This window comes from Mizugakiibacter sp. (genome assembly GCF_039680435.1).
Lineage (GTDB): Bacteria > Pseudomonadota > Gammaproteobacteria > Xanthomonadales > Rhodanobacteraceae > Mizugakiibacter.
The window spans coordinates 1-26653 of the sequence record NZ_JBDKSX010000100.1 but is presented as its reverse complement, the minus strand read 5'-3'; the positions used below and the strand labels follow the sequence as shown (position 1 = coordinate 26653).

The 26653-nt window shown below is 72.6% G+C and carries 24 protein-coding genes; 11 read left to right on the top strand and 13 right to left on the bottom strand.

Features of this window, described 5'->3' with window-relative positions:
- Positions 1-2506: EAL domain-containing protein (locus ABFC67_RS10810; protein WP_346738040.1), on the bottom strand; the 2506-nt coding region annotated here is incomplete at its 3' end.
- 58 nt (positions 2507-2564) lie between these two features.
- Entirely contained in the window at positions 2565-2996 is a 432-nt protein-coding gene (locus ABFC67_RS10805; RefSeq protein WP_346738039.1) for a CopD family protein, read from the bottom strand.
- Between the two features lie 107 nt (positions 2997-3103).
- On the opposite strand from ABFC67_RS10805, the gene ABFC67_RS10800 reads away from it, so the two are divergent.
- The 5 genes from ABFC67_RS10800 (at position 3104) to ABFC67_RS10780 (ending at position 6593) form a co-directional block, all read left to right on the top strand.
- On the top strand, positions 3104-3826 hold the full coding sequence (locus ABFC67_RS10800) for a DUF6776 family protein (RefSeq protein ID WP_346738038.1): 723 nt from the start codon (positions 3104-3106) through the stop codon (positions 3824-3826).
- Positions 3827-3898: 72 nt separating this feature from the next.
- On the top strand, positions 3899-4324 hold the full coding sequence (locus tag ABFC67_RS10795; RefSeq protein WP_346738037.1) for a polymer-forming cytoskeletal protein: 426 nt from the start codon (positions 3899-3901) through the stop codon (positions 4322-4324).
- 40 nt (positions 4325-4364) lie between these two features.
- Positions 4365-4724, top strand: a complete 360-nt coding sequence (erpA, locus tag ABFC67_RS10790) for an iron-sulfur cluster insertion protein ErpA (protein WP_346738036.1) — start codon at positions 4365-4367, stop codon at positions 4722-4724.
- A complete protein-coding gene (nudC, locus tag ABFC67_RS10785) occupies positions 4721-5677 on the top strand; it encodes an NAD(+) diphosphatase (protein ID WP_346738035.1) in 957 nt (318 codons plus the stop codon). Before erpA ends, nudC begins: the two co-directional genes overlap by 4 nt.
- A gap of 49 nt (positions 5678-5726) precedes the next feature.
- Positions 5727-6593 (top strand): beta-lactamase induction protein, encoded by an 867-nt coding sequence (locus tag ABFC67_RS10780; RefSeq protein WP_346738034.1) that lies wholly within the window; start codon positions 5727-5729, stop codon positions 6591-6593.
- A gap of 128 nt (positions 6594-6721) precedes the next feature.
- Here the strand turns inward: ABFC67_RS10780 and ABFC67_RS10775 are convergent, their stop codons facing one another.
- The 8 genes from ABFC67_RS10775 to ABFC67_RS10740 all read right to left on the bottom strand — a co-directional run bounded on the left by ABFC67_RS10775 (position 6722) and on the right by ABFC67_RS10740 (position 17867).
- Positions 6722-8593, bottom strand: coding sequence for an MFS transporter (locus ABFC67_RS10775; RefSeq protein WP_346738033.1), 1872 nt, complete (start codon positions 8591-8593; stop codon positions 6722-6724).
- A gap of 180 nt (positions 8594-8773) precedes the next feature.
- Complete coding sequence (locus ABFC67_RS10770; RefSeq protein WP_346738032.1) at positions 8774-9208, bottom strand: hypothetical protein; 435 nt, start codon at positions 9206-9208, stop codon at positions 8774-8776.
- 152 nt (positions 9209-9360) lie between these two features.
- Entirely contained in the window at positions 9361-10650 is a 1290-nt protein-coding gene (gene purD / locus ABFC67_RS10765) for a phosphoribosylamine--glycine ligase (RefSeq protein ID WP_346738031.1), read from the bottom strand.
- A gap of 134 nt (positions 10651-10784) precedes the next feature.
- Positions 10785-12149 carry an AMP-binding protein gene (locus ABFC67_RS10760; RefSeq protein WP_346738030.1) on the bottom strand — a complete coding sequence of 455 codons (1365 nt, stop codon included), beginning with the start codon at positions 12147-12149 and terminating at the stop codon, positions 10785-10787.
- A 161-nt stretch (positions 12150-12310) separates the two neighbouring features.
- The gene (locus ABFC67_RS10755) at positions 12311-12874 is read right to left on the bottom strand and encodes a Sua5/YciO/YrdC/YwlC family protein (protein ID WP_346738029.1); all 564 of its coding nucleotides are present in this window, start codon (positions 12872-12874) and stop codon (positions 12311-12313) included.
- Between the two features lie 4 nt (positions 12875-12878).
- Positions 12879-15359 (bottom strand): DNA topoisomerase I, encoded by a 2481-nt coding sequence (locus tag ABFC67_RS10750; RefSeq protein ID WP_346738028.1) that lies wholly within the window; start codon positions 15357-15359, stop codon positions 12879-12881.
- A gap of 143 nt (positions 15360-15502) precedes the next feature.
- On the bottom strand, positions 15503-16660 hold the full coding sequence (gene dprA, locus ABFC67_RS10745) for a DNA-processing protein DprA (protein ID WP_346738027.1): 1158 nt from the start codon (positions 16658-16660) through the stop codon (positions 15503-15505).
- Positions 16661-16736: 76 nt separating this feature from the next.
- Complete coding sequence (locus tag ABFC67_RS10740; protein ID WP_346738026.1) at positions 16737-17867, bottom strand: LysM peptidoglycan-binding domain-containing protein; 1131 nt, start codon at positions 17865-17867, stop codon at positions 16737-16739.
- A gap of 189 nt (positions 17868-18056) precedes the next feature.
- Between ABFC67_RS10740 and def the strand changes: the two genes are divergently transcribed.
- Genes def through ABFC67_RS10720 form a run of 4 tightly spaced genes read left to right on the top strand, consistent with a single transcriptional unit; the run spans position 18057 to position 22569 of the window.
- A complete protein-coding gene (def, locus tag ABFC67_RS10735) occupies positions 18057-18587 on the top strand; it encodes a peptide deformylase (protein WP_346738025.1) in 531 nt (176 codons plus the stop codon).
- 4 nt (positions 18588-18591) lie between these two features.
- A complete protein-coding gene (gene fmt / locus ABFC67_RS10730) occupies positions 18592-19527 on the top strand; it encodes a methionyl-tRNA formyltransferase (protein WP_346738024.1) in 936 nt (311 codons plus the stop codon).
- Complete coding sequence (gene rsmB, locus ABFC67_RS10725; RefSeq protein WP_346738023.1) at positions 19524-20825, top strand: 16S rRNA (cytosine(967)-C(5))-methyltransferase RsmB; 1302 nt, start codon at positions 19524-19526, stop codon at positions 20823-20825. The genes fmt and rsmB overlap by 4 nt, the downstream gene beginning before the upstream one ends.
- Complete coding sequence (locus ABFC67_RS10720; RefSeq protein ID WP_346738022.1) at positions 20773-22569, top strand: glycosyltransferase family 39 protein; 1797 nt, start codon at positions 20773-20775, stop codon at positions 22567-22569. The genes rsmB and ABFC67_RS10720 overlap by 53 nt, the downstream gene beginning before the upstream one ends.
- 120 nt (positions 22570-22689) lie before the next feature.
- Here the strand turns inward: ABFC67_RS10720 and ABFC67_RS10715 are convergent, their stop codons facing one another.
- Positions 22690-23718, bottom strand: coding sequence for a glycosyltransferase family 9 protein (locus ABFC67_RS10715; RefSeq protein ID WP_346738021.1), 1029 nt, complete (start codon positions 23716-23718; stop codon positions 22690-22692).
- Positions 23719-24037: 319 nt separating this feature from the next.
- On the opposite strand from ABFC67_RS10715, the gene ABFC67_RS10710 reads away from it, so the two are divergent.
- Positions 24038-24526: a hypothetical protein gene (locus ABFC67_RS10710; RefSeq protein ID WP_346738020.1), complete on the top strand. Its 489-nt coding sequence runs from the start codon at positions 24038-24040 to the stop codon at positions 24524-24526.
- Positions 24527-24584: 58 nt separating this feature from the next.
- Positions 24585-25568: a glycosyltransferase gene (locus ABFC67_RS10705; protein ID WP_346738019.1), complete on the top strand. Its 984-nt coding sequence runs from the start codon at positions 24585-24587 to the stop codon at positions 25566-25568.
- 15 nt (positions 25569-25583) lie between these two features.
- On the opposite strand, the gene ABFC67_RS10700 is transcribed toward ABFC67_RS10705, so the two are convergent.
- Positions 25584-26513, bottom strand: coding sequence for an NAD-dependent epimerase/dehydratase family protein (locus tag ABFC67_RS10700; RefSeq protein WP_346738018.1), 930 nt, complete (start codon positions 26511-26513; stop codon positions 25584-25586).
- A partial coding sequence (locus ABFC67_RS10695) for a GDP-mannose 4,6-dehydratase (protein ID WP_346738041.1) occupies positions 26497-26653 on the bottom strand: 157 nt, incomplete at its 5' end. The genes ABFC67_RS10700 and ABFC67_RS10695, both read right to left, overlap by 17 nt.

Sequence of the window (26653 nt, the reverse complement as noted above, 5' to 3'; positions counted from 1 at the left end):
CGGTGCGGAAATCGTAGTCGAGTCCAACCCCGGCGTGATGCACGAAGTTGCCCTGCAGGTAATCGGCGCCTGCGGCCAGCGCGCGCGCGGCGCCGCCGGCGTCCTCGACGCGCGCCACGATCACGCGCCGCCCGTGCGCGTGCGCCGCGCCGACCAGTGCGCCCAGCATGCCGTCGTCGATGTCGCGCAGGGTCAGCTTGATGAAGTCCAGCGGCAGGTGCGCGATCAGGCCCGCCTGCGCGGCCTCGCGGTCCAGCCCGGACAGCGCCATGCCGACGCCGAGGCCGCGCAGGCCGGGGGCCAGGTCAATCAGCGCGCGCAGCCGCGTGCGCACCTCGTCGTAGCGGAATTCCAGCACCAGCCGGCCGCGCGGGACCGCCGCGGCCTCCAGTTCGTCGTGCAGCCACGGCAGGCGCCGTGGGTCGTCGGCGATCGCGATCGACTGGCTGGCGAACAGGTGCAGCGGCCGGCCCTCGCGCTCGCGCGCGGCAATCAGCTCGACGCAGCGGCGCAGCACCCAGCGGTCGATGGCGTCGAGCTGGCCGCTGCGCTGCGCTTCCGGCAGCAGGTCGGTGGCGGCGAGCACGCGGCCGCCCGGGCCGCGCAACCGCAGCAAGGTCTGGAAGCGGGCTTCCTCGGCGACGCCGCCGATCGGCACCACCGCCTGGAACGCCAGGTGCAGGCCGTCGTTGGCCAGCGCGCTGCGGATGCGGCCGGCGACGCCGGCGTCCGCACGCGCAAGCTGCGACAGCAGCGCGACACCGCTGGGGCCGTGCCGCGCCGCTTCCAGCGCGCGCTCGGCGCCGCGCAGCATCGCGGCGGCGTCGTCGGCACCGGCGGCGAAATCGCAGATGCCGCAGGCGATGGCGAGCGGCAGGGCGGCGCCGCCGAAGCGCTCGCGCGCGACGCGCTCGCACAGGCCGTGCGCCAGCCCGAGCAGCGCGGCCTCGCCGCGCTCCGGCGCCAGCAGCAGGAAACCGGCGTCGCCGAAGCGCGCGATCATCTCGTTCGGTTCGAGCTGCGCGGCGATGAAGTTGCCGGCCTGCACCAGCAGCGCATCGAACGCGGCCAGGCCGACCCGCTCGCGCAGCGTGCGCGCGTCGCGCAGTTCCACGCACAGCAGGCCGCCGCGCGTGCGCACCGCGCTGCCTGCGGCGATCAGCTCGTTGAGGCTGTCGAGCAGTTGCGCGCGCAGGTGCAGTCCGGTCGCCGGGTCACGCATGCGGCGCTGGCGTGCGCGCCGCGCCGACAGGCGCGCGCGGCGCACGCGGCTGGTCACCGCGGCGATCAGGTGCTTGGGCCGGATCGGCTTGGTCAGGAAATCGTCGCCGCCGGCGTCCAGCGCGGCGTACTGGCGTTCGGTGTCGGGATCGCCGGAGAGGAACACGATCGGCGTGTTGACGAACGCTTCGCGCTCGCGGATCAGCGCGGTCAGCTCCAGGCCGTCGCAGCCGGGCAGGTTCAGGTCCATCAGGATCAGGTCGGGCTGGAAGCGGTCCAGCTCGTCGAGCACCGGCAGCGGCTCGTGCAGCACGCGCGCCTGCATCTGCGCCTTGCGCAGGATCGCCTCGGCGAACAGCGCCTGCGCGGGATCGTCCTCGACGATCAGCACGCGATAGGGCTCGCTGCCGTCGCTGACCAGCAGCTCGCCGATGCGCGCCAGCACGTCGGCGGTCTGCGCCGGCGGCGGCACGCAGCTGTCGGCGCCGGCGCGTAGCGCGCGCAGGCGCAGGCCGACGTCGTCGTCCGGCAGCATGGCCAGCAGGGCGATGCGGTGCGCGCTGGCGGCGCGCGCCCGGCGCAGCGCGACGCCGATCGCGTCCAGCGCGTCGAGGTGGTGCGGGCCCACGCAGACCAGTTGCGGCGGCGCGCTGTCCAGCAGTGCGCACAGCGCCGCCGGCGTGTCGGTGCGCTGCAGCACATGGCCCTGCGCGGCCAGCCGTTCGGCCAGTTCCGCGCCCAGCGCCGCGTCGTCGCCGAGCACGCACACGCGCTGCGCGCCCGGTGCCGGTGCCGGTGCCGGTGCGGCTTCGGCGGACGCCGCGGCGTCCGGCGCGGGCGGTACGGCGGCGAGATCGGGCGCGCCGAGCTGGCGCCAGTAACCCGGGGGCGGAATTTCCAGCAGCGGATAGCCGTTCTCGGTGCGCGCCTGCGCCGATTCGTCCGCGCCGGCGTCGTCCTGTTCGATGTGCGGGCGCAGGCCGTCGAGCAGGCTGCCGAGGCGCGCGGTGGCGTCGGCATCGGGCACTTCGAGCGCATCGACGTAGGGGGCGAGTTCGGATTCCAGCGCGTACAGGCGCTCGCCCAGTTCGAGCAGGCCGTAGCGGCCACAGGCGGCGGCGAGCGTGCCGAATTCGGTGTGCAGCAGGCGCAGCGCGTTGACGTCCCAGCCGTCGCGGCACTGGCCGCGGGCGCGCCGCAGCAGCGTCTTCAGGCGTTGCGGCAGGAAGCGCAGGAAGGACTGCCGCAATTCCTCGCCGTGCTGGGGATCCTCGCGCTCGACCATGGCCATTCCCGGTGTCGCGGCCACTATAGCAAGGGCCGCGCCGGCCCCGGCGGCGCGCTCAGAACGGCTTCACCACCGCCAGCACCACGATCGCGATCAGCAGCAGCGCCGGCACCTCGTTGAACACGCGCAGCCGGCGGCTGGACCAGGTGCAGGCGTCGCGCGCGAATGCGCGCACCAGCCGCACCAGCCATGCGTGGTAGCCGATCAGCCCCAGCACCAGCAGCAGCTTGACGTGCAGCCAGTGGCTCGCCGCGAAGTAGCCCGGCACGTGCTGCAGCCACCATGCCAGCGTCGCCAGCCCGAACAGCACGGTCAGAGCGCCGCCGATGTGGGTGATCGCCAGCAGCCGCCGTTCCATCACTTTCAGACGTTCGCGCACCGGCGGCTCGACGGCCTCGACGTGATACACGAACAGGCGCGGCAGGTAGAACAGCCCGGCGAACCAGGTCACCACGAACACCACGTGGAAGGCCTTCAACCACAGCATCGGCAGCGTCCGGCGGCAAGGAAAATGCAGTATAGCCGGCGCGGGCCATTTCCTTGACGCTGCGCGCGCCGCGCCGCTATAAGCCGGATTCACCCTCGCGTGCCGCCATGAGCTCGTTCGAACCGCCCCGTTTCGTCGTCCGCCCGCACGATCCTGCGGCGCAGCGTCGCCGCCTGCTCGGCCTGGCGCTCGCCTGGGCGGGCAGCCTGCTGCTGGCGGCGCTGGTCGGCTTCTGGCTCGGCGACCGCGGGCCGCTGGCCTCGCCCGGGCACCAGCGCGAGCGGCAGATGCTCGCCGAGAACGAGCAGCTCAAGCAGCAGGCCGCGCTGCTGGCGCGCTCCGAGCAGGTCGCGCGCATCGCCGCGCAGGAGCTGAAGCGCACCGTGGCCGAGCGCGAGGAGGAAATCGCCGGCCTGCGCGCCGACCTCGCCTTCTATTCCAAGCTGACCGGCGGCGACGCGCAGCGCGAGGGCCTGGCGATCCAGGACGTGCGCCTCACGCGGGTCAAAGGCTCCAGCGCCTACAACGTCACCGTCACCCTGACCCAGAACGCCAAGCGCGGCGAGGAAAGCCGCGGCCGCCTCAGCCTCGCGCTCGAGGGCGTGCGCGGCGAGCGCCTGGTGATGCTCGACTGGGCCAGCCTCGGCGGGCCCGCCGAGAAGGACGGGCTGCCGTTCGCGTTCAAGTATTTCCAGCAGGTGAGCGGCACGCTGATCGTGCCGGCGGGCTTCGTGCCCAACCGCCTGCGCGTCACCGCGCAGCCGCAGGGCGGCGACGCGCTGGTGCGCAACGTCGCCTGGAACGAGGCATTGAAAGGTGCGCCCGAATGACGGGCGCGGAGCGCGCCGCGCACGCGCGAGGTCCGCGCCCAGGCGGAAATCACGGATCCGGGGAGTAGCGTCATGTTCAACAACAACAGGAAATCCTCGCCCGCGGCGGCGGCCGCGACCAGCCTGGTCGCCAAGGGCACCGTCGTGCGCGGCGACGTGCATTTCGCCGGCGCCCTGCATCTCGAGGGGCGCGTCGAGGGCGCGGTGCTGGCCGAGCCCGGCAGCGGCGCGCTGTTCACGCTCAGCGAGCAGGGCAGCGTGGTCGGCCGCATCGACGTGCCGAACGCGATGATCAACGGCGAGGTGCACGGCGACATCCATGTCGGCGAGCGGCTCGAGCTGGCCGCCGCCGCGCGCGTCGAGGGCGACGTCCACTACCGCGTGCTGGAAATGGCCGCAGGCGCGCGCGTCAATGGCAAAATGATGCATCAGCCGGAGGCGCTCAAGCAGTTGCCGCGGCCGGAAGACGCACCGTCGCTGGCCGCGGCCGAAGCTTGAAAGCCCTGCCGGCGCCCCGATCTCAGTTGCCGGAGGCCGCATGAACGCCATTCCCGACTACCGCCAGGCCGAGACCGCGCTGCTGTTCAGCGCCGCCGCCGCGCACAAGGTGCGCGAGCTGATCACCGAGGAGGGCAACGACGCCCTCAAGCTGCGCGTGTACATCACCGGCGGCGGCTGTTCGGGCTTCCAGTACGGCTTCACTTTCGACGAGCAGCGCGCCGAGGACGACTACGCGGTCGACAAGGACGGCGTCACCCTGCTGGTCGATCCGCTGTCGCTGCAGTACCTCACCGGCGCCGAGATCGACTACTCGGAGACGCTGTCCGGCGCGCAGTTCGTGATCCGCAACCCGAACGCGCGCACCACCTGCGGCTGCGGCTCCTCGTTCACGGTGTGAGCTCGGCCGCGCGCTCGCGCCGCAATCCGCTGGCGACGCCGGCGGCGCTGGACCGCCTCGTCGAGCGCCGCGACGACGAGGTCTGGCTGGCGGAGCGCACGCGCGCCGACGACGCCCGCTTCCTCGTGCTGGACACCGAGCAGCGCGTGCTCGCCGCGCGCGACGGCGCACGGCTCGAATTGCTCACCGCCGTGCAGCGCGCACGCCTGCTGCCCGAGGCGCGACCGTGCCTGCTCGGCGCCGCCGACGGCCTGCACTACTTCTTCCTCGGAGCGGACGCCGGCGCGGCGACCGCGCTGGCCGAGTCGCTGGACGCGCGCTGGGCCGGCCTGCGCGAGCTCGGCATGAACCTCGACCCGCTCGGCGCCGGCCTGTGTGCCTACGCCAAGGGGCTGGCGCACTGGCAGGCGGCGACGCGCCACTGCGGCCGCTGCGGCGCACCGTTGACGCTGCTCGCCGCCGGCCACCGCGGCGCCTGCGGCAGTTGCGGCGCGCTGCATTTCCCGCGCACCGACCCGGCGGTGATCGTGATCGTCGAGCACGACGGCGCCTGCCTGCTCGGCCGCCAGGCCGGCTGGCCGGAGAAGCGCTATTCCACCCTGGCCGGCTTCGTCGAGCCGGGCGAGACCCTGGAGCAGGCGGTGCGCCGCGAGGTCGCCGAGGAGGCCGGCGTCGAGGTGCTGGACTGCGACTACCACTCCTCGCAGCCGTGGCCGTTCCCCGGCTCGCTGATGCTCGGCTTCACCGCCACCGCCGCCGGCCGCGACATCCGCCTCGCCGACGGCGAGCTGGAGGATGCGCGCTGGTTCACCGCCGCCGAGATCGTCGCCGCGCTGCGCGCGGGCGAGCTCGGGCTGTCGCCGTCGATCTCGGTGTCGTACCGCTTGATCGAGCACTGGCTGGCCGGGCGCGGCGTCGACCTCGCCGCCGAGCTGGCCGCGCTGCCGTCCTGACCGCCGCGCCGCGCGGCTACAATGGGCGCCTCGCCCGCGGAAGCCGCCCATGGCCACCAAGCTCGTCGCCGCCCTGATCGCCCTGGTGCTGGTCTCGGCCCTGCCCGACCTCGCCCGCCGCCGCGATTTCGGCTGGTTCCGCGCCTGGTCCGCCCGCCTGGGCGGCATCGGCGGCCCGCTGCGGATCGCGTTGGCCGTACTGCTGCCGGCGCTGCTGTGCGCGCTGCTGATGCTGGGCCTGCAGCACGCGCTGTTCGGCCTCGGTGGATTGGCCTTCGCGCTGCTGGTGCTGCTGTACACGCTCGGCCCGCGCGAGCTGGAGCCGGACATCGACGCCGTGCTGCACGCGCCCGACCTGCCGCAGCGCGAGGCGGCGGCGCAGGCGTTGCGTCCCGATGAATCATCGCCGCTGCTGGCGTTCGACGCGCCCAGCCTGGTCGAGGCGACCGTGCTGTCGGCGCTGAAGCGGCGCTTCGGCGTGCTGTTCTGGTTCTTCCTGCTCGGCCCGGCCGGCGCGCTGCTGTACCGGCTGGCGCAGCTCGCCGCCGCGCCCGACGATGCGCTGGACGAGGCCGCGCGCGGTTTCGCGCGGCGCGCCGCCGCGGCACTCGACTGGATTCCCGCGCACCTGATGGCGCTGGCGATGGCGCTGGCCGCCGACTTCGACGCGGTGGTGCGCGCCTGGCGCGCCTGGCACGCCGAAGCCGGGCGCTCGCCGTGGGAGTTCGAGTGCGGCTTCCTCGGCGCGATTGCGCGCGCCGGCGTCGACGCCGACGTGGTCGCCGGCGACGGCTATGCGCACGACACCCACGATCCGCTCGGCGAGCTCGAGGATGCGCGCCACCTGCTGCTGCGCGTGCTGGTGGTGTGGCTGGCGGTCGTCGCGGTGATCGTGCTGGCCGGCTGGTTCGCCTGATGCGGGAGCGCCTTTCGCCGCGCCCCGGCACCTAGGGTGGCGTCGGGTGGGCCTTGGCCCACCATCGCTTGACCTGGTGCGGGCGGGCGGTGGGCCAAGGCCCACCCGACGCCGCTTCGTCGTGCCCGTTACGCCCACGCGCCGCGCAGTTCGCGCACCGACGTCTCCAGCTCCGCCGCGCTGCTCGACGGCGGCAGCGGCGCGCCGACGGCCAGCGCGATCCGCGACCAGAACCGCCGCGGCAGGCGCGTGCGGTGCAGCGCCGAGTCGCGGCGGCTGAAGATCGAGCCCCACAGGCCGCGCAGCGCCAGCGGGATCACCGGCACCGGCCGTCGTGCCAGCATCTTCTCCACGCCCGGACGGAACGGCGCGATGTCGCCGTCGCGGGTCAGCCCGCCCTCGGGGAACACGCATACCAGCTCGCCGGCGGCCAGCGCGGCGTCGATCTCGGCGAACGCGCGCGCCAGCAGCACCGGGTCTTCCTTGGCGCCGGCGATCGGGATCGCGCGCGCGGTGCGGAAGATGAAGCGCAGCACCGGGATGGCGAAGATCCGGTGGTGCATCACGAAGCGCACCGGCCGGCGCACGCTGCCCATGATGATCAGCGCGTCCACGTAGCTGACGTGGTTGCACACCAGCAGCGCCGGGCCGTCCTCGGGGATGCGCTCCAGCCCGTCGCTGCGGATGCGGTACAGCGTGCTGACGATGATCCAGGTGAGGAAGCGCATCAGGAACTCGGGCGTCAGCGCGTAGATGTAGAACGCCACCGCGGCGTTCATCAGCGCGACGATCAGGAACAGGCGCGGGATGCTCACGCCCAACGACAGCACGCCGATGCCGAACAGCGCCGCGACCACGATGAACAGTGCGTTGAGGACGTTGTTGCCGGCGATCACGCGCGACAGCTCGGACTTGTCGGTGCGCGCCTGCACCAGCGCGAACAGCGGCACGATGTAGAAGCCGGCGAACAGGCCGATCAGGGTGAGGTCGAGCGCCACGCGCAGGTTGCCCGGTGCGGCGAGGAACGCCAGCCAGTCGAGGCCGGACGCCGGCGGCGCGTCCGGGCGCGCGAAGAACAGGTCGACGCCGAACACGGTCAGGCCGATCGAGCCCAACGGCACCAGGCCGATCTCGACGCGGCGTCCCGACAGCCGCTCGCACAGCAGCGAACCGACGCCGACGCCGACCGAGAACAGGGTCAGCACCAGGATCGACACCGACTCGTCGCCGCCCAGATGCAGCTTGGTGTAGTTCGGCAACTGCGCGGTGAAGATGCCGCCGAAGAACCAGAACCAGGAAATGCCCAGCACCGCGTGAAACACCGTCGAGCGCTTGCGCACGAAGCCGAGCGCCTGCACGGTCTGCCGCCACGGGTTCCAGTCGAAACGCAGTTGCGGCGCGGTCGCCGGCGCCGGCGGGATCGCGCGGCTTGCCAGCCAGCCGCAGGCGGCGACGGCGATCACCAGCATCGAGGCGTACAGCTCGCCGCGCGGGTGCTGCATGATCGCCGCGCCGCCGGCGATCTGGCCGGTCAGGATCGCCAGCGAGGTGCCCATCTCGACCATGCCGTTGCCGCCGATCAGCTCGTCGTGGCGCAGCGCCTGCGGCAGGATCGCGTACTTGATCGGCCCGAACACCGTCGAGTGCAGGCCCATCAGGAACAGCACGGCGAGCAGCAGCGCCACGCTGTGCGTGTAGAAGCCGACCGCGGCCAGCGCCATCGCGCCGATCTCGAACAGCTTCACGTAGCGGATCAGCCGCGTCTTCTCGAACTTCTCCGCGAGCTGGCCGGCGCTGGCCGAGAACAGGAAGAACGGCAGGATGAACAGCGCCAGGCCGAGGTTGGAGTACAGCGCCACCTGCTGCGTCGACAGCCCCATCTGGAACGCCACCAGCAGCAGCGTCGCGTAGCGGAAGGCGTTGTCGTTGAACGCACCCATCGCCTGGGTGGCGAAGAACGGCGCGAAGCGGCGCGTGCGCAGCAGCGTGAACTGGCTCATGGGCTCCTCCCTGCGCGCGCAAGCCTAGCAAAGCCGCGCGATGCGGCGCGCAGCGTGCGCTCCGCGCACGATCGGCCTTCGATCGGAACACGCCCGGACCGTGCGCCGGTGGCGCGTACAGCGCACGCTGCCTGGCTGCGGCGAGGTGGGTGATTCGTGCGCAGAGCGCACGCTACCTAGCTACAACGGGCTGAGGTTGATCGTCCCGTTGGGGTCCATGCCGAGGCGATATGTGAGCCGATCGTTGCGCTCGACCAAGACCTGGACCGCACGTTCGGCCCTGTCCGCGGCCTTGAGTCCGCAGAGTGCACGCCCCACCGATTTCGCGGACACAACAAATCGACCTGCGGGCAGATAAAGAGTTGCCCGCTCGCCTCTGTCGATTTCGACTGCGAGCTCGTGGTTCACGAAGACACCGAGATAGCAGCCACCCCCCGTAAGCCCTACGTCCCGAACGACGGTCAGCTCGCCGCTTCCTGCGACGGAAGGCGTCGAGAATGCGAGCAGGCGGTCAGCAGGCACTGGCTTCGCATCAACGAGGGAGATCGGCTTTGTGGCGCACGCCGTGAGCAAGAGGACAGCGAATACGACGAGGACGAACAGGATCCGTTTCATGACTCCTCCTCTGCTCAGCTGCGGCCGATCCTACCATCGGTCATCAGCGTGTAATCGGGCACGGAGTGTCGCTGGCCGATGTTAGGTGCCGGATCGTAATCCGCGGCGAGTGCGGGCGAGGTGTCGTGCGCGGAGCGCACGCTGCAGGTGCGTCAGCCCTGGCTGCCCCGCAGTGCGCGGTGGCCGATGTCGCGGCGGTAGAACGCGCCGGCGAAGCGGATGCGTTCGGCGGCGGCGTAGGCGTTGGCGCGCGCGGCGGCGAGGTCGCGGCCCAGCGCACACACGGTCAGCACGCGGCCGCCGGCGGTGACGGCGCGACCCTCGGCGTCGCTGCGGGTGCCGGCTTGGAACACCTTCACGTCGGCGCCGAAGTCGGCGTCGAGGCCGTCGATGGCGTCGCCGCTGCGCACCTTGCCGGGGTAGCCGTCGGCGGCGATCACCACGCCCAGCGCGGGGCGCGGATCCCACGCGGCCTGCACCTGGTCGAGGCGGCCGTCCAGCGCGGCATCGATCAGCTCGGTGAGGTCGGACTTCAGCCGCAGCATGATCGGCTGCGTCTCCGGGTCGCCGAAGCGCACGTTGAATTCCAGCACCTTCGGCGTGCCGTCCTTGCCGATCATCAGGCCGGCGTAGAGGAAGCCGATGAACGGCGCGCCCTCGGCGGCCATGCCGGCCAGCGTCGGCTCGATCACCTCGCGCAGCACGCGCTGCTCGACCGCGGGCGTGACCACCGGCGCCGGCGAGTACGCGCCCATGCCTCCGGTGTTGGGGCCGAGGTCGCCCTCGTCGCGGCGCTTGTGGTCCTGGCTGGTGGCCAGCGGCAGCGCGCGGTGGCCGTCGCACATGACGATGTAGCTGGCTTCCTCGCCGTCGAGGAACTCCTCGATCACCACGCGCGAGGAGGCGTCGCCCAGCGCCTTGGCGCCGAGCATGTCGTGCAGCGCCTGCTCGGCGTCGGCCAGCGTCAGCGCCACCACCACGCCCTTGCCGGCGGCGAGGCCGTCGGCCTTGATCACGATCGGCGCGCCGTGCTGCTGCACGTAGGCCAGCGCCGGCTTCAGGTCGGTGAACACCGCGTAGCGCGCGGTCGGGATGTTGTGGCGGTGCAGGAAATCCTTGGCGAAGGCCTTGGAGCCTTCCAGCTGCGCGGCGATGCGGCGCGGGCCGAAGCAGCGCAGGCCGGCGGCGCGGAAGCGGTCGACCACGCCGGCGACCAGTGGCACTTCGGGGCCGACCACGGTCAGCGCGATGCCCTCGCGCTGCGCCAGCGCGAGCAGGCCGTCGAGGTCGGTGACGGCGACGTCGGCATTGCGCAGGCCCGGCTCGCGCGCGGTGCCGGCGTTGCCCGGCGCGACGATCACCTCGCTGACGCGCGGCGACTGCTTGATTCGCCACGCCAGCGCGTGCTCGCGCCCGCCGGAGCCGATCACCAGAACCTTCATGCCGTGCATTCCTTCATCGCACCGCGACGGCGCGCCGCGGGGGCGCGCATTGTAGCGGGTCGGCGCAGCGACCGCGGCTGCGTTCCTGCTGCCGAGTCCCGGGCAGGGTGGGCTTCAGCCCACCGTCGCGCTGCTCAACCTTCGCGGCCGAGCAGCGCCAGCAGCGCGGCGCGCGGCAGCTTGCCGGTGTCGTTGCGCGGCAGGGCGGCGACGCGCTTCAGCGGGCGCGGCAGGAACACCGGGTCGACGGCGCGGCGCAGCGCGGCGAGGATGTCGGCCTCGGCCAGCATCGGTGCGACCGCCAGCGCGGCGATGCGGCGCACGCCGGCGGGGTCGGGCGCGTCGAGCTGGAACACGACGCCGTCCTCGACGCCGGGAATCGCCAGCAGGCGCCGGGTCAGGTCGCCCAGCGAGGCGCGCTTGCCGGCGATCTCCAGCAGGTCGGTGTTGCGTCCGCACAGGCGGAAGCGGCCGGGCGCGGGCAGTTCGACTACATCGGCCAGCGCGACCGGGGGCGTGAGGTGCGGCGCCTCGACCAGGGTGCCGTCCGGCTGCGGGTGCAGGCGCACGCCGGGGTAGAGCGTCCAGTCGTCCTCGCGCGCGGTGCGGCGGTGCGCGATCACGCAGGTCTCGGTCGAGCCGAACACCTCGACCACGGCCGCGCCGAAGCGCGCCTCGGCTTCGCGCGCCAGCTGCGCGGACAGCGGCGCGGTGGCGGAGACGATCGCCGCCAGCGGCGGCAGCGTTGGCGCTGCCGCGACCAGCGTGCGCAGGTGCACCGGCGTGGTCACCAGCACGCGCGGCGCGGGGATCTCGGCCAGCGCGTGCGCCACGTCGGCGGGAAAGAACGGCCGCCCGGCGTGGATCGCCACCTCGCCCAGCAGCGGCAGCAGCACCGACATCTCCATGCCGTACATGTGCTGCGCCGGCACCGTGGCGACGGCGTGGCAGGGGCCGCCGGTGGCCGCCATGACCACGGCGCGGTTGCACGCGGTGCTGAGGTGGAAGCCGCCGAGCGTCTTCGGGTTGGCCCTGGGCGTACCGGTCGAGCCGGAGGTGTAGCCGACCGCGATCACCTGGCCGGCCGGCAGCAGCGGCACGTCGCACAGCTCCGGCGCATCCACCCGCGGCAGCGCGACGCGCAGGTAGCCCGGCGGCGCGTGCTCGAGGGCCTGCTCGCCCAGCGCGTAGCTGCCGGGGTGCGCGGCCAGCACTTCGTCGACCACCTGCGGTGCGCGCGACGGCGGCAGCAGGTTGGCCTGGCCGCGCAGCGCCACCGCGCAGAATGTCACCAGGAAGGCGTAGCGGTCCTCGCACAGGTTCACCGCGCACGGCGCCTGCGGCAACCGCGCGGCCAGCGCGCGCGCTTCGGCGATGAACTGCGCGGCGCTGACCGCGTGGCCGTCGCGCCAGGCGAACGGACGCGACGGATCGCCCGCATGCAGCAGCGGCAACGTGGCGGCGGCCGCGGGCCGCTGCGTTTCGAACACTACCGACACGTGACGTCTCTCCCCCCGTGGCGATCCGTGTAGCGGCCGCGCGGTCCGCGCCCGCGTCGGTCCGCGCTGCGTCTTCCCCGCGTCGCCCGTCCGCGATGGCGCGGACGCCCCTTCGGCGCGCAGGCGAGGCGCGGTGAATCGGGCTTGCCCGGATCTTGCGCTCAGGAGCGGATGATAGCGTCGGTCAGGGCGTCGCGGATCGGCGTGGGGCGGTCCAGCCCGCCGACCGGGCCGTCCAGCACGGCTTCCAGCTCCGCGCCCAGCGCGGCCTCGACCGCCGCCGGCGTGGTCACCGGCGGCTCGCCGTGGCGGTTGGCGCTGGTGGACACGATCGGTCCGCCGAAGGCGCGGCACAGCGCCGCCGCCAGCGGGTGGGCGGTGACCCTGAGCGCGATGCCGGCGTGCCCGCCGGCGACCCAGTCCGGCACCCGCGCCGAGCGCGGGAACACCCAGGTGTGCGGGCCGGGCCAGGTGGCGCGCGCGCGTTCCAGCGCCTGCACCGGCGCCTCGCCGATCCACGGCCGCACCTGGTCGAGGTCGGCGGCGATCAGCAGCACGCCCTGCGTCGGCGGCCGCCGCTTCAGCGCGAACAGCCGCTCGAACGCCGCGCGGTTGTCGGGATCGCAGCCCAGCCCGTACACCGCCTCGGTGGGGTAGGCGAGCACGCCGCCGCCGCGCAGGAACGCGGCGGCGGCATCGACCTCGGCGGCGCTGAAGCGGCGCATGGCGTCACTCGCCGGCAGGGCGGGGCGCGGCGCGCTTGGACGGCGCCTTCTTTGCGGCCGCCTTCTTCGCCGGAGCCTTCCTGGCCGCGGCCTTCTTCGCCGGCGCGGCCTTCTTCGCCGCCTTGCGCGCCGGCTTGGCCGCGCCGTCGGCCGATGGCTTGGCCGCGGATTTCGCCGCGCCCTTCCTGCCGAAGCGCTTGGGCCGCACTGGTGCGGCGGCGAGCAGTTCGGCGCATTCCGCGGCGGTCAGCGTGGCCGGCTCGCGGTCCTTGGGGATGCGCGCGTTCTTCTCGCCGTCGGTGATGTACGGGCCGTAGCGGCCGTTCAGCACCTGCACACCGTTGCCGAAGTCCTTGATGACGCGGTTGGCGATCGCCTCGCGCTTGGCGCGCACCAGCTCCAGCGCGCGCTCCAGCGTGATCGTGTGCGGATCGTCCTCGGCCGTGAGCGAGGCGTAGGTGTCGCCCTGCTTGACGAACGGGCCGAAGCGGCCGATGCCGGCGCTGACCGCGTCGCCTTCCGGCGAAGTGCCCAGCGCGCGCGGCAGCTTGAACAGCTCCAGCGCCTCGGCGAGCGTGATCGTGTGCATGCTCTGGCCGCCGCGCAGCGAGGCATACTGCGGCTTGTCGGCGTCGTCCTTGCTTCCGATCTGCGCGTACGGCCCATAGCGGCCGAGCCGCACCGACACCGGCTTGCCGGACTTCGGGTCGGTGCCCAGCTCGCGCGCGCCGGTCGCCTCGCCGCGGTCGACGGTCTCGATCTTCTCGTCGACCAGCGCCTTGAACGGCTGCCAGAAGCGCCGCAGCAGCGGCACCCACTCCTCCTCGCCGCGGCTGACCGCGTCGAGCTCGTCCTCGAGCTTGGCGGTGAAGTCGTAGTCGACGTAGCGGGTGAAGTGGCCGCTGAGGAACTTGCTGACCGCGCGGCCGACGTCGGTGGGGCGGAAGCGGCGGCTGTCGAGGGTGACGTACTCGCGGTTCAGCAGCACCTGGATGATGCTGGCGTAGGTCGAGGGGCGGCCGATGCCGTACTCCTCCAGCGTCTTGACCAGGCTGGCCTCGGAATAGCGCGGCGGCGGCTCGGTGAAGTGCTGGTCGGCGTGGATCGCCGCCAGCGGCACCGCCTCGCCCTTGTCCATGCGCGGCAGGCGGCGCTGCTCGTCGTCGTCCTCGCCCTTCTGGTCGCGGCCTTCCTCGTAGACGGCGAGGAAGCCGGGATCGACCACGGTGGTACCGGTGGCGCGGAACGTGTTGTCGGCGCCGCAGGCGAAATCGACCGCGACGGTGTTCAGCGTCGCCGCCTGCATCTGGCAGGCCACGGTGCGCTTCCAGATCAGCTCGTACAGCTTGCGTTGGTCGTCGTTGAGGAACGCGGCCACGCTGGCCGGCGTGCGCAGCGCCGAGGTCGGGCGGATCGCCTCGTGTGCCTCCTGCGCGTTCTTCGACTTGGTCTTGTAGATCTGCGGCTGCTCGGGCAGCGCCTTGGCGCCGAAGTCGCGCGCGATCAGCTGGCGCAGCTCGGCGATCGCCTCGCCGGACAGCGCGGTGGCGTCGGTACGCATGTAGCTGATCAGGCCGACCGAGCCTTCGGCGCCCAGCGTCACGCCCTCGTACAGGCCTTGCGCGATGCGCATGGTGCGGCTGGTCGAGAAGCCGAGCTTGCGCGCGGCCTCCTGCTGCAGGGTCGAGGTGGTGAACGGCGCCGCCGGGCGGCGCTTGCGCTCCTTGCTGCCGACTTCGCTGACCACCAGGCGGCCCTGCGCGGCGCGGGTCAGCGCGTCGCGCGCGGCGTGCGCGGCGTCGGCGCCGGTCAGGTCGAACTGTTCGAACTTCTTGCCGGCGAGGCGGGTCAGCTTGGCGCGGAAGGCGCCGTCCGGGTGCGCCAGGTCGGCCTCGACCGTCCAGTATTCGCGCGGCTTGAACGCCTCGATCTCCTCCTCGCGCTCGACGATCATGCGCAGCGCCGGCGACTGCACGCGCCCGGCCGACAGCCCGCGCTGCACCTTGCGCCACAGCACCGGCGACAGGTTGAAGCCGACCAGGTAGTCGAGCGCGCGCCGCGCCTGCTGCGCGTCGACCAGGTCGTGCGAGAGCTGGCGCGGATGCGCCACCGCCTCCTGGATCGCGCGCGGCGTGATCTCGCTGAACACCACGCGGTGCATCTGCCGGCCGTCGAGCAGGCCGCGCTGCTTGAGGATCTCGCTGATGTGCCAGGAGATCGCCTCGCCCTCGCGGTCCAGGTCGGTGGCGAGGAAGATCGCGTCCGCCGCGCGCGCCGCCTTGGCGATCGCCTCGACGTGCTTGACGTTGCGGTCGATCAGCTCGTAGTTCATGGCGAAGCCGTGCTCGGGGTCGACCGCGCCTTCCTTCGGCACCAGGTCGCGCACGTGGCCGTAGGACGCCAGCACGTGGAAGTCCTTGCCGAGGTATTTGTTGATCGTCTTGGCCTTGGCCGGCGACTCGACGATGAGCAGGTTTTTCGCCATGGGATATCCGTCAGGGGATCGCTGAACGCTTGGCCGTTCCCGCGCGGGCGGGCATCACGTCGACCGGTGGTTCAGACCTTGCTTGCCGGGGGTGGGCAACCGCCCCGCGCGTATTTAGTGGAGGCACAGGGGCGTTTGCGCTGTCAAGCACGGCCGCCGTCCGGCAGCCGCTGGTAGCGCCCGCCGGGCTGCCCGGCGACCACGCCTTCCAGCTCCAGCATCAACAACATGGACGATAGCGCGGCGGGCGCGAGGCCGGTGCGGATGACCAGTTCGTCCAGCGCCGCCGGATCGTGGCCGAGGGCGTCGAGCAGGCGTCCGTAGTCCGGATCGTCGCGCCAGCCGCCGGAGGCGGGGGCCGCGGCGGCCGTCCCCGGTTCCGCGGCCGCCAGGCGTGCCGCCAGGGCCAGGCCGAGACTGTGCGCCAGCGGCGCCAGCTCCTCGACCACTTCCTCCGCGGTCTCGACCAGCTTGGCGCCCTCGCGGATCAGCCGGTGGCAGCCGCGCGCCAGCGGATTGTGGATCGAACCGGGCACGGCGAACACCTCGCGGCCCTGTTCGGCGGCCAGCCGCGCGGTGATCAGCGAGCCCGAGCGCAGGCTGGCCTGCACCACCAGCGTGCCCAGCGCCAGCCCCGCGATCAGCCGGTTGCGGCGCGGGAAGAACTCGGGCCGCGCGGTGGTGCCGGGCGGAAACTCGCTGACCAGCGCGCCGGCGGCGGCGATGCGCGCGGCCAGCGCGCGGTGCGTGCGTGGGTAGACCAGGTCGGGGCCGGTGCCCATCACCGCGACGGTGGTGCCGCCGGCGTCCAGCGCGCCCGCGTGGGCGGCGCCGTCGATGCCCTCGGCGAGGCCGCTGGTCACCACGAAGCCGGCCGCGGCCAGCACGCGCGCGAAGCTGCGCGCGGTGGCCAGCCCGGCGGCGTCGGCGCTGCGCGCGCCGACGATCGCCACCTGCGGGCGCAGCAGCAGCGCGGCGTCGCCGGCAACGAACAGCGCGGCCGGCGCCTGCGCGGTGTCGGCGAGCTGCGGCGGGAAGTCGGGATCGGTGCAGCGCAGCAGGCGGTGGCCGGGTTCGGCCAGCCAGGCGAGGTCGGCGTCGAGGCGGGCGGCGTCGGGGGCGGTCAGCCAGGCCAGCGCCTGCGCGTCGGGGCGCGGCTCGCCGCGCGGGCGCGCCGCCGCGGCCAGTGCCGCGACCGCGTCGCCGCCCGTCCGCGCCAGCCAGCCGCGCAGGGTCGCCGCGCCCACGCCGGGGGCGCGCAGCAGGGTCAGCCAGGCGCGCTGGTCGTCTCGTTCGTGCATGCGGGCAGTGTAGCGGGCGCCGAAAACGCGACGGCGCGGCCGGGGCCGCGCCGTCGTGTCGGGAAAAGCCGCGCGGTTATTCCGGCATGCGCGCCGGATCGCCGAGGTGCACCGGCTTGATGCTGTCCATCACCAGCGCGTAGCTGACGTGGTCGAAGGTGCGGAACACCATCGCGTGGCCGATGAATTCCTCCGGCAGGGTCACGCGCTCGCCGAACGAGCGCCGCTGGCTGGAGGAGATCACGTCGTCGTGGATGTCGTCGCCGGGGTGGACGAGGGTGTAGGTCTGGCCGTTCTCCACGCCCTCGTCCTTGCCGGCCGACAGCGCGACCACCTGGTGCGGGCCGACCGCGTCCATCGCGTCGCTGAAGGCGATCACGCGCAGGTTGTCGGGCACCTTGGCCGGCGCGTGCGGATAGAACGCGGCGTCGTAGGGCGTGTTGTCCAGCGGCATCAGGCGGTCGCCCTTGCGGATCTCCATGGTGGAGTCGCTGAGCAGCACGGTGGCCGGATCGCCGCCGCGCAGGTATTCGGCGGTGCCGATCACGGTGACCTCGTAGCCGAGCGGTTTGCCCTTGCCGAGGTGGCCGTCGTGCAGCGTCTCCTGGTGCCACGGACCGGTGTACATCTCGACGTTGCTGTCGAGCTCGTCGGCGATCTGGTCGCGGTAGTTGCCGCTGCCGTCGAAGCTGGTGAACACGTGGGTCGGGCGCACCAGCGCATAGCGCTGGCCCGGCTGCGCGTCGCTGATGCCGCGCACGTACAGGAAACGTCCGGGCGTGCCGCGCAGTTGGTCTTCCTCGAAGCCGACCACGTACGGCGCCTTGACGAGGCTGTCGCGGTCGAGCACGCGGGTGTCCTTGAGGAAGGGCTTGATCGCGGACAGCGGCAGCGCGGGCACGGCGTTTTCCGTCGCTTGCGCACGCGCCTGCGGCTGCAGGCCGAGGCGCGCCCTGCCGCCGGCATAGCCGAGCACCAGCACGTCGCCGGGGTAGATCAGGTGCGGGTTCCTCACTTTCTGGTTGACGTCCCAGATTTCGGGCCACAACCACGGTTTGGTGAGGAACCTGGCGGAAATGCCCCAGAGCGTATCGCCCTTCTTGACGACGTAGGTGTCCGGATGATCCGGACGCAGCGTCGTGGTCGCGGCGTACAGGGTCAGGGTCAGGCCGATGCCGGCCAGCAACGCAAGCGCTTTCTTAAGCATGGTGGGCAATCCCCCGATCCCCCGAGGTTTTCGCGAGTGTATCCGAATTGTTAACGGGTGGAAATCGCGCAGATGTGACCGCCTGCGCGAATTCGCGTGGCGCGCCTGCCGACCGTAAAATGGCGTTCCGCGATCATAGGTGCGGGTCCCGTTGGGTTTCGCCAACCCGACCGCATTTCAGGTGACACCATGGCCCTGCTGAATATCCTCGAATTCCCCGATCCGCGCCTGCGTACCAAGGCGGTGCCGGTGACCGACTTCGGCCCGGCGCTGGCGCGCCTCGCCGAGAACATGCTGGAAACCATGTACGCCGCGCCGGGCGTCGGCCTGGCGGCCACCCAGGTCGACGTGCACAGGCAACTGCTGGTGCTGGACGTCTCGGAAGAGAAAAACGCGCCGCACGTGCTGGTGAATCCGCGGATCCTCGCCAAGGAGGGCAGCCAGACCTACCAGGAAGGCTGCCTGTCGGTACCGGGCATCTTCGCCGAGGTCGAGCGCGCCGAGCACATCCGCGTGGAAGCGCAGGACGTGCACGGCGCGTCGTTCACGCTCGAGGCCGGCGGGCTGCTGGCGGTGTGCATCCAGCACGAGATGGACCACCTCATCGGCAAGCTGTTCGTCGACTACCTCTCGCCGCTGAAGCGCGAGCTGGTGCGCAAGAAGCTCGAGAAGCAGCGCCGCCAGGCGGCGTCTGCCGCGCCTGCCACCGCTGCGCTGTAAGCCGATGACGCGCCCGCCGCGCCTGGTGTTCGCCGGAACACCGGAGTTCGCCGTGCCCTGTCTCGCCGCCTGCCGCGCCGGCGGCGCGGAGGTCGTGGCCGTCTACACCCAGCCCGACCGCCCCGCCGGCCGCGGCCGCCGTCTGGCGGCGAGCCCGGTGAAGCAGGCGGCGCTGGCGGCCGGTCTGCCGGTCGAGCAGCCCGAGAGCCTGAAGTCCGCCGAGGCGCAGCAGCGCCTGCGCGCCTACGCGCCGGACCTGCTGGTGGTGGTCGCCTACGGCCTGATCCTGCCGCGTGCGGTGCTGGCGATTCCGCCACTGGGCTGCTGGAACGTGCACGCCTCGCTGCTGCCGCGCTGGCGCGGCGCGGCGCCGATCCAGCGCGCCATCCTCGCCGGCGACAGTGAAACCGGCGTGTGCCTGATGCGCATGGAGGCGGGCCTGGACACCGGTCCGGTGCTGCTCGAGCGGCGCACGCCGATCGCGTCCGACGACACCGGCGGCAGCCTGCACGACCGTCTCGCCGCGCTCGGCGCCGAAGCGCTGGCGGAAGGCCTGGCGCGCGTGCGGCGCGGCGAGACGCTTGCGCCGGCGCCGCAGCCCGAGGCCGGCGTCACCTACGCGCACAAGCTGGACAAGGCCGAGGCGCGGCTGGATTTCGCCGAGCCGGCCGCCGCGCTGGCGCGCAAGGTGCGCGCGTTCGATCCGTGGCCGGTCGCGGAAGCGGAGATCGCCGGCGAGCGGCTGCGCGTGTTCGCCGCGCAGCCGCTGCCCGCGCGCGCCGCGGCCGCGCCCGGCACGCTGCTGGCCGCCGGCAAGGACGGCCTCGACATCGCCACCGGCGACGGCGTGCTGCGCATCACCGAACTGCAACGTGCGGGTGGGCGCCGCATCCGCGCGGCCGACTATCTCAACGCGCGGCCGGAACTGCGCGCGCGATGAGCGACGCGCGCGCGCTGGCCGCGCAGGCATTGGCCGAGGTCGCGCTCGGCGGCGCCTCGCTGCGCGAGGTCGGCGAGCGCGTCGCGCCCAGGCTGCCCGATCCGCGCGACCGCGCGTTGCTGACGGCGTTGCTCGCCGAGGGTGCGCGCTGGTGGCTGCGCTACGACCGCGCGCTGGACCGGCTGCTGGAACAGCCGCTGCGCACGCGCGAGCCGGCGCTGCATGCGCTGCTGGTGCTCGGCCTGGTGCAGCTCGAGGTGATGGGGCTCGCCCCGTATGCGGCGGTCGCCGCCTCGGTGGAAGCGGCGCGTGCGCTGAAGCGCCCGCGCTTCGCCGGCCTGGTCAACGCGGTGCTGCGCCGCTGGCAGCGCGAGCGCGCGACGCACCTCGCCGCGCTCGACGCCGACGCGGCGACGCGCCACGCGCATCCGGCCTGGCTGATCGACGCGCTGCGCGCGGACTGGCCCGCCGAGGCCGAGCGCGTGCTGGCCGCGAACAACGCCGCCGCGCCGCCGATGCTGCGCGTCAACCGCCGTCGCGCCGCGCGCGAGGGCGTGATCGACGCGTTGCGCGAGGCCGGCGTCGCCGTACGGCCGCACGCCTGGCTGGCCGACGCGCTGGTGCTGGAGGCGAGCACCGACGTCGCGCGCCTGCCCGGCTTCGCGCAGGGCACGTTTGCGGTGCAGGACGGCGCCGCGCAGCTCGCCGCCGACCTGCTCGATGCGCACGCCGGCATGCGCGTGCTGGACGCCTGCGCCGCGCCCGGCGGCAAGGCCTGCCATCTGCTCGAGCGCGCGGATGTCGAGCTGCTCGCGCTGGAACGCGAGCCGGCGCGACTGGCGCGCGTGCGCCAGAACCTCGAACGTCTCGGCCTCGCCGCCGAGCTGCGCGCGGGCGACGCCGGCGATCCACCCGCATGGTGGGACGGCCGCCCGTTCGAGCGCATCCTGATCGACGCGCCGTGCTCGGCCACCGGCGTGATCCGTCGCCGCCCCGACGTGAAATTGCATCGGCGCGCCGCCGACATTCCCGCGCTGGCCGCCGGTCAGGCGCGCCTGCTCGCCGCGCTGTGGCCGCTGCTGGCGCCGGGCGGACGGCTGCTCTATGCGACCTGCTCGCTGCTGCGTGCCGAGAACCGCGCGGTGACCGACGGTTTCCTCGCAACGCACGCCGATGCATGCGCCGTCACGCCCGCGCTGCCGGCGGGTCGTGCCGACGGCCCCGGCTGGCAACTGCTGCCCGGCGATGACGGGCTGGACGGCATGTACTATGCCGTCCTCGACAAACGTTCCGCCTGACGCCACGGATCCGCCGATGAACGCCACGCCGTCCGCGCGCGTCGCCCGCCGCGAAGTCGCGCTGTTCTTCCTGTTCGCCTTCGTGCTGCTGGCCGCCGGCATCGGCCTGCGCGATCCGTGGCCGTCCGACGAGCCGCGCTTCACGCTGGTGGCGAAGCAGATGGTGGAAAGCGGCGACTGGCTGATTCCGCGGCGCGGCAACGAACTGTATGCGGACAAGCCGCCGCTGTTCATGGATCTGCAGGCGCTGTCGTTCACCTTGGTGCGCGATTGGCGCGTCGCCTTCCTGCTGCCTTCGCTGCTGGCCACCCTGGGCACCCTGTGGCTTGTGTACGACCTGGGCCGGCGCCTGTGGGACCGGCGTGCCGGCTTGCTGGCGGCATGGCTGACGCTGTTCGCCGTGGGCTTCACGTTCCAGGCCAAGCGTGCGCAGATCGATCCGACGGTGACGTTCTTCATCACCCTCGCCAACTACGGCTTGTTGCGGCACCTGTTGCAGGGGCCCGACTGGCGCCGGTGGGCGTTGGGCGGAGTCGCGGCCGGATTGGGCGTCATCACCAAGGGCGTCGGCGTGCTCGCCTTCCTCACGGTATTGCCATGGTTGTGGTGGCGATGGCGTTTGCGTCGGGCACATGCCGACCGCATTCCCACGGCAGGAGGTTCCGGAACCGGCCTTGCGGCGTACGCGGGCGGCTGGCGCTGGTTGCTGGCGCCGGCGCTGTGCGTCTTCACCGTGGCGTTGTGGCTGGTGCCGCTGCTGATCGTGGCGCATGCGAGCCACGATGCAGCCTACGGCGCGTATCTGGACAACCTGCTGTTCAAGCAGACGGCCGAGCGCTACGCGGCCGCGTGGCATCACCAGCAGCCGCCCTGGTACTACCTCGAAGTGATCGCGCTGCAATGGCTGCCGCTGAGCCTGTTCCTGCCCTGGCTCGCGCCGGCGTGGTGGCGCAAGCTGCGCGACGGCGATCCGCGTTTCGTACTGCTTCTGGGCTTCGTGGTGCTGTTGCTGGTTTTCTTCAATTTGTCCGCCGGCAAGCGTGAGGTCTATATCCTGCCCGGCCTGCCGATGCTGGCGCTGGCGGCGGCGCCATTGATTACGGACATCCTCGTGCAGCATCGCTGGCCAGGGCGCTTGCTGTGGGCGCTGTGCGCGGCGTTCGCGACCGCGGCCCTCGCCGTGGGGCTGCGCGCCTGGTGGATCGACCCGCAATGGGGGCAGCGGCTGCTGGCCGCGCGCGACGTCGGCCTGACGGCGGCCGCGGTCTGGATCTGGTTGGCCGGGTTCGGCGCGGCTGCGCTGCTGGCTTGCGTCATCGCGCGCCCGGGGCGGCCGTTGCTGGCGGCGAGCGCGACGCTCGGCCTGTTCTGGATCTGCGTCGGCATCGGCATCATGCCGGCATTGAACGATTCGAGTTCAGGGCGCGGCCTGATGCGCGCGGTAGGCGAGCGCATTGGCGCGGATGCCGGCTTGGGCCTGGTCGGCTGGCGCGAGCAGCAGTTGCTGCAGGCGGATCGCCCGGCGCAGACGTTCGGCTTCAGCCGCGATCCGTCCGCGCAGTTGCAGGATGCGCTGATCTGGCAGGCGCAGGCGCCGCAGCGCTGGCTATTGGTGCAGGCCGCGGCGCTCGCCGCATGTCCGCCGCGGGCCGATGCGATCGATCTCGGCCTCGGCAACCGGCGCGAGTGGGTGTTGCTGCCGCCGGATCCCGGCTGGCGTTGCCCGGTGCCGGCGCGGCGCTAGGACGGTCCGGAAAATCCGGCACGCCGTGGCCCGGCCGTTTTCCGCTGGCCGCGCGATCGGTGTGCCGCGAGGGCGCGGCGCGTGCCGGCGGGATCTCCGGGGGTGCGCGCCGGCCGTTGTTCAGGGATTTCCCAGGGCGCGCCACGCCTCGATAGCCGTTTTTGCAGCGATGTCTTCGACGCGGCCCGCGCTGCCGCGCTCGCCGCCGAGCACGCGCACGGCGGCAGGCCCGATCGGTCGCCATAACGCGACCGGTGCCGCACCGAACAGCACCACCAGCGGGCAACCCAGTGCCGCGGCCGCATGCGCCGGACCGGTATCCACCGATACCATGCTGTGGGCCTGCTCCAGCAGCGCGACCAGTCGTGCGACCGGCAATTCCCGCGCGAGATTGAGCACGCGCCGATCCGCACAGAGGCGGCGGATGTCTTCGAGCACCGCGTATTCCGCGGGCGAGCCGCACAGCACGACGCGGCCATCGGGGCAGGCATCGAGCACGGCGCGCGCAACTTGTGCCCAGCGTTCGGCGGGCCAGAACTTGTTCTGGCTCAGGGTGCCCAACTTGCCCCGCTTGTGGGTGCGCTTGTTGCCGGGCTGGAACAGGATCAACGGGCCGGCGATCCCCTCCCGTTGCCGCCAGCGCTGGATCGCAGCGCGCTGCTCGGCGTCGACCGGAAGCGTCGGCAGGCGATATCGCGCCGGGTCGCCGATCGGCCGCGTCGCGGCGCGACGCGCCGGATCGCGCATGCCGACATCGATCCACAGATCGGGCCAGAGGATATCGCCGGCGCCCGGATCGGCGCGCGTGAGTCCATCGACGATGTCGTCGGCGTCCACCCCCGCGCGCGCGATCAGACTGCGGATCTTCCCGCCGGCATCGCACAGATACACCGGACCGTGGCCGCGCGCCTTCAGCCAGCGCACCACGGCCCACTGGCTCGGGCACAGCGGATAGGGCGTGTTGCGGCTGGTCAGGATTTGGACGTGCCCGAGTTCGGGCATCCCGCGCAGCAGCGGCAGGGTCCACGCGCCGGAGGTGATCAGATCCACCGGGGCGCCATAGCGCGCGGCCAGCAGGCGGATCAACGGCGTCAGCAGCACCATGTCGCCGAAGGCGCCGCAACGAATGATCAGGGGTGGTGCACTCATCGTCGTTGCGGATTCTGCAGGTCTTGCGCTTCCCGGATCGCGTTGCGCGCGCAAGCCTGCGCGAGTTCGCTCCGGCGCGCAACACGCCATGAGTCGCGGCCACCGTCGACACGAGGGCTTGCGGCAATGGCGGCCGGTCCCCGCCGTGGCCGGGCCGCTGCCGCGGCGTGGCGCCTTCGCCCAGATGAGGGTCGAGCCGCGTGACGTGTCGCATTGCCGGCACGTGGGGCGGGCGGGGCCGGAACCCCGACATGGAATAGCGACGCAGGTCCGTTTTTTGCCGTGGGCGATCCGTTAGCGTCAGCCGACGGGGGACGTCATGCGGGAGCACGAGATTCCGGTCAAGACCGAGGCGGGGCAGCGCGAGGTGGGCGAGCGCCGGCGCGGCCTGCCGCCGCACGCGCGCACCCTGCTGATCGCGGTCAACGGGGTGCAGACGGTGGGCGAACTGCGCGAGAGTTTCCGTGCCTTCACCGACTTCGACCCCACCCTGATACGCCTGGTCGCCGAGGGCCTGGTGCAGGCGCGCGCCGCGCCGGCGGGGCCGGCCGGCGGGGACGCGGACACGCCGCTGGCGGACGAGGTGTTGCGCGCCAAGCAGTTGATGACCGAGAGCGCCGCCGCAGCGCTCGGCCTGCGCGGCTTCACCCTGACCCTGAAACTGGAACGTAGCTACGCCGCCGCCGAACTGGCCGCGCTGCTGCCCGAATTCCAGCGCGCGCTGGCCAAGGCGCGCGGCGCTGAGTTCGCCGAGGCGATCGTCGCGCGCGTCGGCGCGCTGCTCGACGCCGTCGCCGTGCCGCGCTGAGCGCGCGCTCGGCTACACTGCGGAGCCGCCCCTTGCCGGGACCGCCGCCCCGCATTCGATGAACGTCAACCTGATCGTCTGGGACAACGGCTTCGGCCTGACCCGCAATCTGCGCCTGCTGGGCGAAGCGCTGCGCGCGTGCGGCCACCGCGTCGAGGTCAGCGCGATCCGCCGCGGCAAGCTGCGCAAGATCCTGCAGCCGCGGCTGGTGCGCGCGCGCATCGCCTGGCGGCGCCTGCGCGGCGCGCACATGCAACGCTACGACGTCAACCTCATGCTCGAGCACGTGCGCCCCGAGTATTTCCCGCTGGCGCGGCACAACGTGCTGATGCCGCATCCCGAGTGGTTCCTCGGCAGCGACCGCGCCGCGCTCGGCGGCGTCGACCGCGTATTCGCGCTGACCCGCCACGCCGTGCCGATCTTCGAAGGCCTGGGCAGGCCGGTCGACTACGTCGGCTTCACCAGCGAGGACCGGCTCGACCGCGACGTGCCGCGCGAACGCGCGTTCTTCCACCTCGCCGGGCGCAGCCAGAACAAGGGCACCGAGGCGCTGCTGGCGCTGTGGCGGCGCCACCCCGAATGGCCGCGCCTGACCGTGGTGCAGAACCCGCGCACGGCGAAGCCGGGGCCGGCGGCGGCGAACATCGACCACCGCGTTGACTATCTTTCCGACGCCGAACTGAAGCGCCTGCAGAACGCGCACCGCTTTCACCTGTGCCCGTCGGAAACCGAAGGCTTCGGCCACTACCTGGTCGAGGCGATGGGCGTCGGCGCGGTCACCGTGACGGTGGACGCGCCGCCGATGCACGAGATGGTCACGCCCGGGCGCGGCGCGCTGGTCGGCGTCGCGCGCACCGGCACGCAGAACCTCGCCACCACGTATTTCTTCGACGAAGCCTCGATGGAGGCCACGGTCGCGCGCCTGATCGGCATGGACGACGCCGAGCTGGATCGCATCGGCGCCGCCGCCCGCGCCTGGTTCGAGGCCAACGACCGCGAATTCCGCGCGCGCATCGGCGCCGCCGTCGCCGCCTTGGGCTGAGCCGATCGCGCCGGCTCAGGCGGCCGGCGCCGCGTACATCCAGCGCAGCGTTTCCTGCAGCGGGATCGCAGGCAGCGCGCCGATCGCGCCGGCGAGGCGCGCGTTGCTGCCGACCAGGCGGCGCACCTCGTTGGCGCGCACGAACGCCGGGTTGACGCGCACCGCGATGCGGTAGCCGGCGATGCTCTCCATCATCGCCAGCACTTCCTGCAGCGACCACGCCTGGCCGCTGCAGAGGTTGAACACGCTGCCCGGCGGCGGCGACGCCTCCAGCAGGCGCCGGTAGCATTCGGCGACCGCGCGCACGTCCTGGAACTCGCGCCAGACCTGCAGGTTGCCCAGCTCGATGGTGTCCGCGCGGCGGCGGAAATGGTCGACGATCTTCGGGATCAGGAACTGCGGCGACTGGCCGACGCCGGTGTAGTTGAACGGCCGCACCAGGGTGATCGGCAGCTGCCCGCACCACAGCCGCGCCATGTATTCCATGGCCAGCTTGCTGACCGCGTAGTCGTTGGCCGGCGCCGGTGGGGTGTCCTCGTCGATCGGTTCGACCGTGGTGTTGCCGTAGACGTTGGCGCTGCTGGCCAGGATCACCGCGCGCGGTGCTCGCGGCAGCGCCGCCAGCGCCTCCAGCAGGTGGCGCGTGCCGACCACGTTGCAGCGGTAGATCGCGTCGACGTCGCCGTGCGCGACGAAGGCGATCGCGGCGAGGTGGATCACCGCATCCGGCCGCACCCCGGCCACCGCGCGCGCCACCGCGTCGCGGTCGAGCAGGTCGACGGTCAGCTCGCCTGCATCCGCCTGCGCAGGCGCTTGCGCAGCATGGCCGAGGCCGGTGACGTGCCAGCCGGCACGCTCCAGCTCGGCGCGCACGTAGCGCCCGGTGAAGCCGGTGCTGCCGGTCAGCAGCAGGCGCGGGCGGGCGGCGTCAGCAGGCGTAGCCACGACGGTTCCGCTCGAGGTCGGCTTCGACCATCAACGCGCACAGCCGCTCGAGGGTGGTCTGCGCCTGCCAGCCCAGCTCGGCGCGCGCCTTGCCCGGATCGCCGATCAGCAGGTCCACCTCGGCCGGCCGGTAAAACCGC